This is a genomic window from Sphingobium trunci (assembly GCF_022664535.1).
Taxonomy (GTDB): domain Bacteria; phylum Pseudomonadota; class Alphaproteobacteria; order Sphingomonadales; family Sphingomonadaceae; genus Sphingobium.
This window is the reverse complement of record NZ_JAKUJY010000002.1, coordinates 162,019-175,535: the sequence shown is the minus strand read 5'-3', so window position 1 is coordinate 175,535 and position 13,517 is coordinate 162,019. Positions and strand designations below refer to the sequence as shown.

Sequence of the window (13,517 nt, the reverse complement as noted above, 5' to 3'; positions counted from 1 at the left end):
GCGCGGGGGCGCCGCCGCTCAGTCCCCCATCGCGCTGGTGTCGATGTCCCTGAGGCCGACGCCGATGGAGGCGCGGGGCTGCTCTATTTCCACCGAAACCACCGGATAGGCGCAATAATCCGCCGCATAATAGGCGCTGGGCCGGTGATTGCCGGAAATCCCGACCCCGCCGAAGGGAGCGGACGAAGAGGCGCCGTTGGTCGGGCGGTTCCAGTTGACGATCCCCGCCCGGATATTGGCCCAGAACTGGTTATATTGTTCCGGCGACCCGCCGACCAGCGCCGCGGACAGGCCGTAGCGCGTATTGTTCGCCTCCAGGATGGCGGATTCGAAGTCCGGCACCCGGACGACCTGCAGCAACGGCCCGAACAGTTCGATGTCCGGCCGCTCCGCCATGGCGGTCACGTCGATGATGGCGGGGGTCAGGAACGGCAGGCCCTTCACCGGCCGCTGCATATGCTTGATCGGCTTGCCGCCGTTGCTCATCAGGTAGAGGAAGCTTTCGGTGAGCTGGTCGGCCGCGTGATTGTCGATCACAGGGCCCATATAGGGGGCGGGATCGGCATGGGGATGGTCGACGATCAGCCGGTCGGCCAGCTTCTTGACCTCCGCGATCAGCGTGTCGGCCAGGCTTTCCCTGACGATCAGGCGGCTCGCCGCCGTGCAGCGCTGCCCGCTCGACAGGAAGGCGGACTGTACGATCAGCGCTGCCGAACTTGCGACATCGGCCGTATCCCAGGCGATGATGGGATTGTTGCCGCCCATCTCCAGCGCCAATATCTTGCCGGGATTGGCGGCGAACTGCCGGTTGATGGCGATCCCGGTCTGCGCCGATCCGGTGAACAGCACGCCGCCGACATCGGGATGCGCAGCCAGCGCCTTGCCCTCTTCCGGGCCACCCAGCACCAGCCGCACCGCATCCTCCGGCACGCCCGCCTCATGATAGAGGCGCACCAGCATCTCGCCCACGGCGGGCGTCTTTTCCGAAGGCTTGAACAGCACGGCGTTCCCGGCCAGCAGCGCGGGCACGATATGGCCGTTGGGTAGATGCGCCGGGAAATTATAGGGGCCGAGGACCGCCATTACGCCATGGGGCTTGTGCCGCACCGACTGGCGCGCGCCCATGGCCGCCTCCAGCCGCCGCTGCCCGGTGCGTTCCGAGAAGGCCGTGACGGAGATGTCGACCTTGTTCATCACCGCCGTGACTTCGGTTCGCGCGTCCCATAGCGGCTTGCCGGTTTCGCGGGCGATCAGGTCGGCCAGCGCCTCCTCATTCGCGCGCACGACATTGACGAAGCGGCGCAGCGTTTCGATGCGATAGGCGATGGGCTGCGCGGCCCATCCGGGCCAGGCGGAACGGGCGCGGGCGACCTCCGCCTCCACGTCGCTGGCAGTCCCCTGCCACAAGAGAGCACCGGTGGCGGGTTCGAACGAAGTCAGCGTGGCAGACATGGCAATGATATGGAGGATAATCGGGCGTTAGGGAAGGGGTGGCGCGTCCCCCAGGGCATCGCCCATGGCCCGGATCGACGCGACCTTGGCATGGAGCGGCGCCCAGTCGTCGTCCCTGTCGATGGCGCTCCAGATCGCCTCCACCTCGTCGATATGCATGGAACAGGGCGAGGGAGCGCTCCAATAGGGATGGTCGTGCGGGCTGCTTGCCTCGAACCCGGCAACGGTCTCGCGGAATCCGGCCCATTCCTCGCCCGCATAGACGGCGCCGTCGCGGGGGGCGCCGCCGCGCCAGTCCTGGAAGAAGCGGTCGATGGGCGTCTGGCTGGCGATCATCCCCCTGACCGCGGCCTCGATCATGGCGGGGGCGTCGCCTGTCTGCGCCACGCCCAGCCGCCAGCAGAAACGCCGGGCCATCGCCTCGCCATAAAGTTGCGGAAAACGCTCGAGCTGCGCGATCAGGGGGTGCGCCTCGACCAGCGGACGCAGCGATACCGCCAGTTGCGCGACGTCCCAATGGATCGCTTCGGCCTGCCGCCCGAAGGCATAGAGGCCCGCATGATCGAAATAGGCGGCGGTGAAGCCCGCTTCCCACAGCGGCGTGAAGCGCCATGGGCCATAGTCGAAACTCTCGCCCGTCACATTGATATTGTCGCTGTTGAGCACGCCATGGACGAAACCCGCGACCATATAGCTCGCGGCGAGGTCCGCCGTTCGCTCGACCACGCGCCCCAGCAGTTGCGCGGGTGGGTTGTCGTCCGGAACCGCGCCATACAGCTTCGTCAGCGCATAATCGACGAGCCGTTCCAGCAGGGCCTTGTCCTCGAAATAGGCGGCTCGCTGGAACGATCCGATGCGGATATGCGAATGGCTGAGGCGCACCATGACGGCGGCGCGGGTGGGGGAGGGTTCGTCGTTGCGCTCCAGCGCCTCGCCCGTTTCGATGATGGAAAAGGTCTTCGACGTGTTGACGCCCAGCGCCTCCAGCATTTCGGTTGCGAGAATTTCCCGCACGCCGCCCTTCAGCGTCAGCCGTCCGTCGCCGAAGCGGCTATAGGGCGTCTGTCCCGACCCTTTGGTGCCCAGGTCCAGCAGCCGTCCGGCGCCGTCGCGCAACTGCGCGAACAGGAAGCCGCGCCCGTCGCCGATATCGGGATTATATTGCCGGAACTGATGCCCGTGATAGCGCAGCGCCAGGGGTTGGGGCAGCGATCCTTCCAGCGGCTGGAACCGGCCGAAATGCGCCAGCCACTGTTCGTCGGTCAGGCTTCCCAGGCCGACCGTGGGTGCCCAGCGGTCGTTGCGGAAGCGCAGGATCGTTTGCGGAAAATCCGCCGGTGCGACGGGATCGGCGAAATCGGGTTGCAGCGCGGCGATTTCGTTCGCGGGGCGATATTTGGCGGCTTGCAGGGGAGAGCGCATGCGGCGATATGTGGGACGAAGGCCTTAAGGATCAAGCAGCTTGAGCAATTACACCGACGGATATTGGTGGTCGCCCGATGGCCTGAGGCTGCATTATCGCGATTATGCCGGGGGCGAGGATGGCCGTCCGCCCTTGCTCTGCCTGCCGGGCCTGACCCGCAACGCCCGCGATTTCGAGCCGCTGGCGGGTCGGCTGGGCGGGCCATGGCGCCTGATCTGCCCCGACATGCGCGGCCGCGCCGAAAGCGCGCAGGCGAAGGATCCGATGAGCTATGTCCCGCTCACCTATTTGCAGGATATCAGCCGCTTGCTGGCCGACCTTGCCATCCCCCGCTTCGTCGCCATCGGCACGTCGCTGGGCGGCGTCATCACCATGCTCATCGCCGCCACCCATCGCGAATGGCTGGCGGGGGGGCTGCTGAACGATGTCGGCCCGACGCTGGAGGAGGCGGGGCTTGCCCGCATCCGCACCTATGTCGGCGTCGGCCAGTCGCATCCGAGCTGGGTTCATGCCGCCCGCGCGCTGGAGGAGGCCAATCGCGATATCTATCCGGCCTATGGTCTCGAACAATGGCTGGCCATGGCGCATCGCCTCTACCGGCTGAACAATGCCGGGCGCATCGTGCTCGACTATGACATGCGCATCGCCGAACCGTTGCGCGTCGCGGGCAGCGAGGCGGGCGTCGACATGTGGCCGGTGATGCAGGCGTTCAGGGGCATCCCGACCCTCATCCTGCGCGGTGAGCGTTCCGATCTGCTGAGCGACGCGACGGCCGCCCGCATGGCGCAGGAGATCGGCCCCGACGCCGACTATGCGATCATCCCCAATGTCGGCCACACGCCCGTCCTTGACGAGCCGGCGTCCGTCTTCGCCGTGGATCGGCTGCTCAACAGGGTCCTGAATGGCTGACCCGCCCCGGCTGCTGCATGTGCACGGCAGCTTCTCCCTGGGCGGCAAGGAAGCCCGCGCCGTCCGGCTGATGAACCTCTGGGGCGATCGCGCGCGGCACAGCATCGTCAGCGCCGCCCCTCATCTGATGAGCGCCCGCGACGCGATCGACACCAGCCTCAAGGTGGATTTCCCCCAATCGCCTCCGCTCGCCGGAAAGCCGAGCCTCGGGCGCTTCAAGGCCATCGCCCGGTTCCTGTACGGCTACGACCTGATCCTCAGCTATAATTGGGGCGCGATGGATGCGGTCATGGCGCATCGCATGCATGGCGGCCCGCCGCTCATTCACCATGAGGACGGTTTCAACGCCGATGAAACCGGCGGCCTCAAGCCCCAGCGCAATCTCTACCGTCGCCTCGCGCTCCAGCGCGCCCATGCGCTGGTCGTGCCCTCGATCCGTCTAGACAGCATCGCCCGGCAGGTGTGGCGCCAGCCGCCCGCCAGGGTCCACCTGATCCGCAACGGCATCGACACCGGCCGTTATGCTGGGCCTTGCGCGCCCGATGCGATCCCCGGCCTCGTCCGTTCGCCGGGCAAGCTGCTTGTCGGTACGCTCGCGGGACTGCGCCCGGTCAAGAATATCCCGCGCCTCGTGCGTGCCGTCGCGCCGCATCGCGACCGGCTGCAACTGGTGGTGATCGGGGAGGGGCCGGACCGCGACGCCATTCTTGCCGAAGCGCAACTTCAGGGACTTGCCGATATCTGCCTGCCCGGTTTCCTGCCCGAACCCTGGCGATTCATGGGCCTGTTCGACCTGTTCGCCCTCTCCTCCGACAGCGAGCAATTCCCGATCTCGCTGGTGGAGGCGATGGCGGCGGGCCTGCCGATCGCGTCGACCGATGTCGGCGACGTCGCCAACATGATCGCGCCCGAGAACCGCCCCTTCATCGTCCCGGACGAGGCGGGCCTGAGCGCGGCCCTGGGAACGCTTGCCGCCGAGCCCGGCCTGCGTGCCCGGCTGGGTGAGGCAAACCGCCACCGCGCCGGGCGCGACTTTACCGAAGATGCCATGGTCGCCGCCTATGCGACGCTTTACGGCCAGGCACTATCCAGCCCTCATATTTTGCGGTAGGGGCCGCCGGAAAATTCGCCCTATTTCAGCAAAGCTGCTATAGGGCGGCGTTTACGTGGCTGGCAGCCACGCGACTTTGCGCAGGGAGATTGCGTTGTTCAAGGGGTTGAAGCCCATCATCTATGGCGGCCGCGAAGTGTGGCCGCTGGTCGAGGGCGGCAAGGGCGTAGCTGTTTCCAACCATGCCAGTTCCGGCGCATGGGCCGCCGCCGGGGGTATCGGTACCGTGTCGGCCGTCAATGCGGACAGCTATGACAGTTTCGGCAATGTCATCCCGCAAATCTATCATGGCCGCACCCGCCGCGATCGGCATGAGGAACTGATCGCCTATGCCATTGACGGCGCGGTCGAGCAGGTGAAGCGTGCCTTCGAGATCGCAGACGGCAAGGGCGCGATCAACATCAACGTCCTGTGGGAAATGGGCGGTGCCCAGCGCGTCCTGCACGGCGTCCTCGAAAAGACGAGGGGCATGGTCGCGGGCGTCACCTGCGGCGCGGGCATGCCGTACAAGCTGTCGGAAATCGCCGCCTCCTACGGCGTCAGCTACCTTCCCATCGTGTCCTCCGGCCGCGCCTTCCGCGCGCTGTGGAAGCGCGCCTATTCCAAGGCTTCGGAATGGCTGGCGGCGGTAGTCTATGAAGATCCCTGGCTGGCGGGTGGCCATAACGGCCTGTCCAATGCCGAAGACCCCAAGGTGCCGCAGGACCCCTATCCCCGCGTGCGGGACTTGCGCGCCACCATGCGCGAAGGCGGCATTTCCGACGATGTGCCGATCGTCATGGCGGGCGGCGTGTGGCACCTCAAGGACTGGAACGACTGGATCGACAATCCCGAACTCGGCGCCATCGCCTTCCAGTTCGGCACCCGGCCGCTGCTGACGCAGGAAAGCCCGATCCCCGACGAGTGGAAACAGCGCCTGACCAGGCTGGAGCCGGGCGACGTGCTGCTGCACCGATTCTCGCCGACCGGCTTCTACAGCTCGGCGGTCCGCAATCCCTTCCTCCGCCAGTTGGAGGCGCGTTCGGAGCGGCAGATTCCGTTCAGCACCGAACAGGCGGGCGATCATACGCACCAACTCGACGCGGGCGTGAAGGGCAGGAATTTCTGGGTGACGCGGAACGACCTGCTGCGCGCCCGCGAATGGGTGGGGCAGGGCTTCACCTCCGCGCTCAAGACGCCGGACAATACCCTGGTCTTCGTGACCGAGGAGGAAAGGGCCGAGATCCGCAAGGACCAGACCGACTGCATGGGCTGCCTCAGCCAGTGCGCCTTTTCGAGCTGGATGGACAGCGAGACCAACTCGACCGGCCGCCTGGCCGATCCGCGCAGCTTCTGCATCCAGAAGTCCTTGCAGGAGGCCGTCCATGGCGGCGATCTGGACAAGAATCTGCTTTTTGCGGGCCATGGCGCCTACAAGTTCAAGCAGGACCCCTTCTACTCCAACGGGTTCGTGCCGACCGTGAAGCAACTGGTCGATCGCATCCTGACCGGCGACTGATGGCGGATATTCAGGGACTGGCGGTGCTGCATTACGACACGCCGCATTTCGATATCGTGCGTCCGGGCCAGTTCGTGCTGTGCGCCGTTTCGGGCGCGCGGATCGAATTGGACGATCTCAAATATTGGAGTGCGGAGTTTCAGGAAGCCTATCGCGGTCCCGAAGAGGCCACCCGGTCCTTCCTGAAGCATCGCGGCCCCGATTTCAGATAAACCTTATCATTCAATTGGCTATCGGCTATTGCTGATGATGTAAGTTAATCACGATATCCTGCCGGAATGAAATCCATGCAAAAATTTTCGGTTCACCGCTGAAAAGGATGATTTGGGCGCACTAAAGCTATTCCTTTGTGCGTTCACATGGTTTATCCTTTCGCAAGGAAGCGACAAAGATCGCTCCAAGGTGGAAGGATGTGAATGATGTCGCGGATCGACATTTTTGGTGACCGGCTTTGTGTGGTGACGAGCCTGCTGATCATGGGCTGGTTCATCTATAACGTAGCCTTCTGACGGATCGCATTTCGCGCACTTTATGCCCGTCGGCATGGTGGCCTTGTCGTGGAGTCTGCGGCCTCGCTTTCCGTGAAGACATCCATCCTGCGCTGCAGCTCCCGCTGAAAAGCTGAAATCCTCACGCCTCAAGCAAAGCTATCTTTGCATCTCTCTATTCAATCAGTAGATATATGCCTGAGCGATGAGCTCCGCGGCTTTTGAAGGATGTCAGCTTGCTCCGCGTCATCAACGGCTAAAGCGCACGGTACTGAAGCGACCACGCAAGGTTTCGTGTTCCTCCTCATCAGGAGAAGACGATGACCCAGACTGTTTCTCGTGTCCGCCGGCAGCGCCGGGCCAGCTTCGGCCAGCAGATCCACATCCCTCATTCATCCTGGACGCGCACCGGTCCTGAAACCGCCGTGCCGGTCAGGGGCCATGAACTGGCGCCGGACGAATTCTGGAGCCGCCTCGGCCTGTAGGCCGGGGCGTCAGCGGAACACCACGGTCTTTCCGCCATTCAGCAACACCCGGCGGTCGGCCAGCCAGCCGACCGCGCGGGCCAGCACCTGCGCCTCTATGTCGCGGCCGATGCGGATCATGTCGTCTGCCGTGGCGCGATGATCGATGCGCTCGACCGCCTGTTCGACGATCGGCCCCTCGTCGAGGTCGGCGGTCACGAAATGCGCCGTTGCGCCGATCAGCTTGACGCCGCGCTCATGCGCGCGGTGATAGGGGCGGGCGCCCTTGAAACCCGGCAGGAAGCTGTGATGGATGTTGACGCAGCGCGCCTCCAGCGCCTCGACCAGCCCTTCGGACAGCACCTGCATATAGCGGGCCAGGATCAGATATTCCGACCGCGTCCGCTCGAACAGGCCCAGCAGCGCGGCCTCCTGCGCCGCCTTGTCGCCATTGGGCGGCAGTTCATGATAGGGGATGCCGTGCCATTCGGTGATCCGGCGCATGTCGGGATGGTTGGACACCACGCCCATGATGTCGACCGCCAGCGTCCCCGTCTGCCAGCGGTGCAGCAGGTCGGCCAGGCAATGCGATCCCTTCGACACGGCGATCAGCATCCGGGGCTTCTCATCCGCCGCCGTCAGCCGCCAGTCCATGGCGAAGCGCGTTCCCACCGCCGCAAATTCCTGCCGCAGCCTTTCGGTGTCGGTCATGCGCTCGTCGGTCGCCTCGAACGCGACGCGCATGAAGAAGCGATCCGCCTCCCGGTCGGCATATTGCTGGCTGTCGGTGATGAAGCCGCCGCGCTCGGCCAGAAACTGGCTCACCGCCGCGACGATACCGACCCGATCGCCACAGACCAGACTGAGCACCCAGGATGGGACAACCGATAATGTCAACGCGACCTCCCCGATAAGATAGGCAGGGGTTGCCCCAAGCGGCGGCGCCGATCAACCCGTCAGTCGGGCTTTGCGCTGGTCATGGCGAAAATCCCTGTCGCGTTTCCGGTGTCGAAGGCCAGGTCGAGGCGGCCGGTGTTTGGATCGATGTCGCGGCTGATGAATTCGTAGAAGGAGCCCGGCACGTCGCGCAGTTCGTTGCCGGCAAACAGCCGTTCGACGGTGTCGGCCCGGAAAGCCGTCTGCCGCACGCGCCCGGTGCGCGACACTTCCAGCCTCTCCTTCATCGGCCAATCCTCCGTCTTCAGCCGTTCCGCGAGCGCGGCGACGTCGGTCACCCGGTCCGTCGCATGGTTGAAGGCATTGCCCTCCGTCGCGATCCAGGCGGCTTCGTGCGAGCGGGAGAGGAGCAGTTCATAATCCTCGATGCTGGCCGGATCATGCTGCCGGTCGAAGGCGCCGACGATCACCGGCAACGCGGCGGCTGCGTCCGCGAAGGGCACATGCTCGCCCGCGGCATAGCGTGCCAGCACCGCCTTCGCCTCCGCCGTCAGCGGATCGCGCGAGGTGCCGAACACCCGCGCCGCGACCTCCGCAAATTCCGGGTCGAAACGATCGACATGCAGTTCCGACAGGAAGAATTGCGGGACAGCCTCCGGCCAGTCGGCATGACGATAGGCCCGCCCGGTCATGCGCAGGCGATCCAGCGGATAGATGGCGGCCATTTCATAGCCCAGGGGCAGGAATATGCGGGTGAAGGCCTCTTCTCCCGGCGGCAGGGCGCCGGTCGGCCCTTCGGCCAGCCTGACCGTCCGCAGCGCGCCATGATCGAACATCACCTTGCCGCCGCGCGCCATCCGATCGGCGACATAGGCGGCGCCGCTCGGCACGCGCTGCAGAAGGTCATGGAAAAGCAGGACGTTCATCGCCATGGCGAAGGCGCCGCGCGATACGCCCGGGCCGCTTTCGGCCATCAGCGCGGGGGCGATGGCCAGCGCATCCAGCACCTGCGACGCGGCGTCCGCACCCAGCGCGGCTTCCACCAGCGCGCTGACCGTTGCTTCATTCTTCCCTGTCATGCCGAGGCTCCAATCCTGAAGCCGCATTATGCCACGCTTGAAATTAAGTTCCAAGCGTTGGCAAGATTCACATCTTCTTGGGAATGCACTCCGCACCCGCCGCCTTGATCGCGCCGCACAGCTTTGCCGCATCGGCGCCGCTTGCGAGCGGGCCAGCCTGAAGCCGGGTCACGCCCGCGCTCGTCATGATATAGGGCTGGTAGCCGGACAGGCCGCTGACCTTGCTGCTGAGCTGGCTCCACAGGCTGCGCGCCCGCGCCTCCGCACTGAACGCGCCGATCTGGACCCGCCATCCCCCGCCGTTCGCGACATGCGGCAGGGCCGCCTTGGCAGGCACAGGCTTGGCGGTGGCGCTCTTTGCCGGAGCCGCCGGTTTGGCCGCCGGCGGTTGCTCGACCGGCTTCGGCTTCGCCAGGGAAGGGCTGGAGGGTGGAGGGCTGGAGGGCGGCAGTTCCGCCGTCCGCACTGGCCTGGGCGTGTCGCGGGAAACCGGAGCGCTCTGCCGCGAGTCCTCCCCGGACAGCGCCGCCTGTTGCTGCGTGCCCATGGAGCGCGCCAAAGCGACCGCCTGTTCGCGCTGGTCCTGCGGGATATATTTGTCCATCTGTGCCAGGCTGGCCTTCGCCTGCGCCAGGCCGGAGTCGGATGCCCGCGTCATCAGCGCATAGGCCCGTACCCAGTTTTTCGGCGCGAGATCGCCGTTGAACAGCGCCGTGCCGACAATATATTGCGCGCGCGGTTCGCCCCGGTCGGCGGCGCGTTGCAAATAGGGCAGGGCGCCCGCCCGGTCCCCCTGCTGGAACATCAGCAGGCCCAGATTATCCTCGGCCCGGCTGTGGCCCTGAGCCGCCGCCTTGCGATACCATTCGATCGCGGCACCGGCATCGGTCCTCACCCCCCGGCCCAGCTTGTAGGCCTGGCCCATGTTGAACTGCGCATCGGGATCGCCAGCCTGCGCCAGCGGCTGCCATACCGCCACGGCCTTGGCATAGTCGCCCTGCTGCCAGGCATCGACGCCCGCCTTCACATCGGCGAAGGACGGCTGGGCAAGGCCCACTATCGTCCCGGCGGCCAGCACATTCCAGATATGCTTCATGTCCCATGCTCCCATCGGCTTTCCGCGCTTCATGCCCGATCAAGGTTAATAGCGACTTAGCGCTAAGAACATCGCTTTTTCGACGAGAGCCAGCCTTCCGCGCCGATTAACCAATTCTTAGGCGGGGCTGTGGCACTCCCTTTTCCAATTGGATTTTCTGGGGGAAATTGCGTGCGCATATTGGCATTGGCATCGCAAAAGGGGGGATCGGGCAAGACCACCCTATCGGGCCATCTGGCCGTGCAGGCTCAGATGGCGGGCGCAGGCCCGGTCGTCCTGATCGACATCGACCCGCAGGGTTCGCTGGCCGACTGGTGGAACGAGCGGGAGGCCGAATATCCCGCCTTCGCCCAGACGACCGTCGCGCGGCTGGCCGCCGACCTCGAAATCCTTCGCCAGCAGGGCTTCAAGCTCGCGGTCATCGACACGCCGCCCGCGATCACCATGGCGATCCAGAGCGTCATTTCCGTCGCCGAACTGATCGTCGTGCCGACCCGTCCCAGCCCGCACGACCTGCGTGCCGTGGGCGCCACGGTGGACCTGTGCGAACGCGCGGGCAAGCCGCTGATCTTCGTGGTCAATGCCGCCACGCCCAAGGCGCGGATCACGTCCGAAGCCGCGGTCGCCTTGTCCCAGCATGGAACCGTCGCGCCGGTGACCTTGCACCACCGCACCGATTTCGCCGCCTCGATGATCGACGGCCGCACGGTAATGGAGGTCGATCCCAACGGCCGCTCCGCCGCCGAGGTGGCGCAGCTCTGGACCTATGTGTCCGACCGGCTCGAAAAGAATTTCCGCCGCACCGTCTTTTCCGTGCCGCACAATGCGGTCGGTACGGCTGGCGCGGTCCGTCCGGCCAGCGGTGGCTTCGGCCGCCGGGTCACGCAGTAAGGGGAGGGGATTGCCATGGTTGAACCGAAACCTCTCGCCTCGCTGACTTCCGGCCTGCTGGCGCGCAAGGGCGCGGCGTCGCCCGCCATGCGCCGCCCGGTGCCGGGCTTTGGCCTGACCTCCGGCGCCAATGCGCTGCAGGAGGATCTGGGCTGGAACGACATGGGCTTCGATGTGACGCGGCCTGAGCCGGTGCCGACCGAGTCGCGCTCCGTCGCCGGGTTGACGCCGATGACGCCGGTTCCCGCCGCCGCTCCCGTGCCGCCGGTCGTGACAGAGCGCGAGGAACTGGCCGAGCGCATTGCCGAAACGGCTCCGGCACCGGCGCCCGTACAGGCGGCAAAGCCCAAAAAAGCCGCCAAGGCGCGCAGCTCCGCCGTGTCGAAGGGGCGCAAGGCAGCCTTCACCCTGCGGCTCGATGCCGATCGGCATCTGAAGCTTCGCCTCGCCAGCGCGATCGTCGGCCGGTCGGCGCAGCAGATGGTGACCGAAGCGCTCGACAGCTTCCTTGGCGGCCTGCCCGAAGTCGACCGCCTGGCCCAACAGCTTCCGCGCTCGCGCAGCGGCAAATAAGGGATCACAGCCCATGAAGCCCAAGGCTTTCACCAAGGCGGCGATTGCGTCGCTGCTCGTCGGAACCACCATGGTGGGGTGCACCGGATCGGCCTTCCGCCCCGCCGCCATCGCGCCGCAGCAAAGCCCCGACCGTCTTGCCGGTTCGGTCGAAAAGGCGCTGGCCGATCGTGACGGCGCCCGCGCGGTGGAGCTTGCCGAAGCCGGCGTTCAGGTCGCGCCGCGCGACGCCCGCGCCCGCCAGTTGCTGGGCCGCGCCTATGTCGCCGACGGCCGCTTCGCCTCGGCCGAAACCGCGCTGTCGGACGCGATCACGCTTGGCAACACCGATCCCCGCACCGTCATCACCCTTGCGTTGGTGAAGGCCGGGCTGGGCAAGGATCGCGAAGCCCGCGACCTGCTCGCCAGCCATGCCGACATCGTTCCCGCCGCCGATTACGGACTGGCCATGGCGATGGCGGGCGATGCGGACGAAGGCATACGCATTCTCTCGCAAGTGATCCACGATCCTTCGGCAACGGCGCAGACCCGCCAGAACCTGGCCTATGCCTATGCACTGGCCGGTCGCTGGAAGGATGCGCGCATGATCGCCGGCATCGATCTCGACCCGCTCGCCGCCAACCAGCGCATTACACAATGGGCCCAGACCGCCGCGCCGGGCATGACGCCGCAGCGCGTCGCCGTGATGATCGGCGTGACGATCGATGGCGCCGATGCGGGCCAGCCTGTCGCGCTGGCGCTGGCTCCCGAAGCCGCGCCGGTCCAGATGGCGCAGGTCGCCCCCGTCGAGCAGGCGCCCAAGGCCTTGCCCGCCGAACAGCCATCCCAGGCTGCCGCTCCGGCCGAAATGGCCATGGCTGATCCTGCGCCCGCGCCGCAGCCTGTCGCCGCCGAAGCGCCCGCGCCGATGATCCGCAGCCTGGCCGCGCCCGTCCGCGTCGCCGCGCCCCGCACGGCCGCTTCCGCCCGCCGGGTTGCGCCCGCCACCATGCAGCAGGTGGCGTTCCACCCGATGACGAAGGGCAACGGCCGTTGGGTGGTACAGCTCGGCGCCTATGACAATGCCGCCATCGCCAAGGAAAAATGGTTCGGCATGGCCCGCCGCGATCACCGCCTCGCCGCGCTGCCGGTCGTGACCAGCCAGATCGCGGTCAACGGCGCTTCCTTCACTCGCCTTGCCGTCAGCGGCTTTGACGAGCGGGCCGAAGCCGTGGCCCTCTGCCACGCGATCCAGGCCCGCCGCGGCCAATGTTTCGTGCGCGAGAATGTGGCGGATGCGGCGCCCCAACGCTGGGCCCTGGTCACGCGTGGCCGCCAATATGCTGCGCGCTGAGAACAAAGGCTGAAATATCGACAAGTCATGCGAGCGGCGCCGAAGGCGTCCGCCCGCAATGGCTTTATGCGGCCATTCGGCACGGAGAGAAGGGGAATGCCGCCATCGGCTGACCCGCCGTCATGGGCAGAAAATGGCTCCCCGAGTAGGATTCGAACCTACGGCCATTCGATTAACAGTCGAATGCTCTACCGCTGAGCTATCGGGGAGCGACCCGGCATCTGCCGGGCAGGCCGCGCCTATGCATGGGCGCGACCCAAATGGCAAGACCGTAAATCGCCCCCATCCAGGCAAGAGCCAGGA

Annotated in this window: 13 protein-coding genes and 1 tRNA gene; 8 read left to right on the top strand and 6 right to left on the bottom strand. The window is 66.1% G+C overall.

Going from position 1 to position 13,517, the window contains the following annotated elements:
• Positions 1-18 precede the first annotated feature (18 nt).
• Complete coding sequence (gene astD, locus MJ601_RS02920; protein ID WP_242123078.1) at positions 19-1,452, bottom strand: succinylglutamate-semialdehyde dehydrogenase; 1,434 nt, start codon at positions 1,450-1,452, stop codon at positions 19-21.
• Positions 1,453-1,479: 27 nt separating this feature from the next.
• Positions 1,480-2,874, bottom strand: a complete 1,395-nt coding sequence (locus tag MJ601_RS02915; RefSeq protein WP_242123076.1) for a protein adenylyltransferase SelO — start codon at positions 2,872-2,874, stop codon at positions 1,480-1,482.
• Positions 2,875-2,914: 40 nt separating this feature from the next.
• On the opposite strand from MJ601_RS02915, the gene MJ601_RS02910 reads away from it, so the two are divergent.
• The 5 genes from MJ601_RS02910 (at position 2,915) to MJ601_RS02890 (ending at position 7,366) form a co-directional block, all read left to right on the top strand.
• The gene (locus MJ601_RS02910; RefSeq protein WP_242123075.1) at positions 2,915-3,784 is read left to right on the top strand and encodes an alpha/beta fold hydrolase; all 870 of its coding nucleotides are present in this window, start codon (positions 2,915-2,917) and stop codon (positions 3,782-3,784) included.
• Positions 3,777-4,895, top strand: a complete 1,119-nt coding sequence (locus MJ601_RS02905; RefSeq protein WP_242123073.1) for a glycosyltransferase — start codon at positions 3,777-3,779, stop codon at positions 4,893-4,895. Before MJ601_RS02910 ends, MJ601_RS02905 begins: the two co-directional genes overlap by 8 nt.
• A 94-nt stretch (positions 4,896-4,989) precedes the next feature.
• Positions 4,990-6,393, top strand: coding sequence for an NAD(P)H-dependent flavin oxidoreductase (locus MJ601_RS02900; RefSeq protein ID WP_242123312.1), 1,404 nt, complete (start codon positions 4,990-4,992; stop codon positions 6,391-6,393).
• Positions 6,393-6,605: a DUF2093 domain-containing protein gene (locus tag MJ601_RS02895; protein ID WP_242123071.1), complete on the top strand. Its 213-nt coding sequence runs from the start codon at positions 6,393-6,395 to the stop codon at positions 6,603-6,605. Before MJ601_RS02900 ends, MJ601_RS02895 begins: the two co-directional genes overlap by 1 nt.
• 596 nt (positions 6,606-7,201) lie before the next feature.
• Positions 7,202-7,366, top strand: coding sequence for a hypothetical protein (locus MJ601_RS02890; protein WP_242123069.1), 165 nt, complete (start codon positions 7,202-7,204; stop codon positions 7,364-7,366).
• A 9-nt stretch (positions 7,367-7,375) separates the two neighbouring features.
• Here MJ601_RS02890 and purU read toward each other — a convergent pair whose 3' ends face one another.
• From purU to MJ601_RS02875, 3 genes are all read right to left on the bottom strand, one after another.
• On the bottom strand, positions 7,376-8,215 hold the full coding sequence (purU, locus tag MJ601_RS02885; RefSeq protein ID WP_242123310.1) for a formyltetrahydrofolate deformylase: 840 nt from the start codon (positions 8,213-8,215) through the stop codon (positions 7,376-7,378).
• An 86-nt stretch (positions 8,216-8,301) separates the two neighbouring features.
• Positions 8,302-9,321 carry a DUF1338 domain-containing protein gene (locus MJ601_RS02880; protein WP_242123067.1) on the bottom strand — a complete coding sequence of 340 codons (1,020 nt, stop codon included), beginning with the start codon at positions 9,319-9,321 and terminating at the stop codon, positions 8,302-8,304.
• A gap of 67 nt (positions 9,322-9,388) precedes the next feature.
• Positions 9,389-10,417: an SPOR domain-containing protein gene (locus tag MJ601_RS02875; RefSeq protein ID WP_242123066.1), complete on the bottom strand. Its 1,029-nt coding sequence runs from the start codon at positions 10,415-10,417 to the stop codon at positions 9,389-9,391.
• 171 nt (positions 10,418-10,588) lie between these two features.
• On the opposite strand from MJ601_RS02875, the gene MJ601_RS02870 reads away from it, so the two are divergent.
• The 3 genes from MJ601_RS02870 to MJ601_RS02860 are packed head-to-tail and all read left to right on the top strand — an operon-like array spanning position 10,589 to position 13,214.
• Entirely contained in the window at positions 10,589-11,308 is a 720-nt protein-coding gene (locus MJ601_RS02870; protein ID WP_242123064.1) for an AAA family ATPase, read from the top strand.
• A 15-nt stretch (positions 11,309-11,323) separates the two neighbouring features.
• Positions 11,324-11,881 carry a hypothetical protein gene (locus MJ601_RS02865; protein ID WP_242123062.1) on the top strand — a complete coding sequence of 186 codons (558 nt, stop codon included), beginning with the start codon at positions 11,324-11,326 and terminating at the stop codon, positions 11,879-11,881.
• A gap of 13 nt (positions 11,882-11,894) precedes the next feature.
• Complete coding sequence (locus tag MJ601_RS02860) at positions 11,895-13,214, top strand: SPOR domain-containing protein (protein WP_242123060.1); 1,320 nt, start codon at positions 11,895-11,897, stop codon at positions 13,212-13,214.
• 134 nt (positions 13,215-13,348) lie between these two features.
• On the opposite strand, the gene MJ601_RS02855 is transcribed toward MJ601_RS02860, so the two are convergent.
• Positions 13,349-13,423 (bottom strand) — tRNA-Asn (locus MJ601_RS02855).
• Positions 13,424-13,517: the final 94 nt, after the last annotated feature.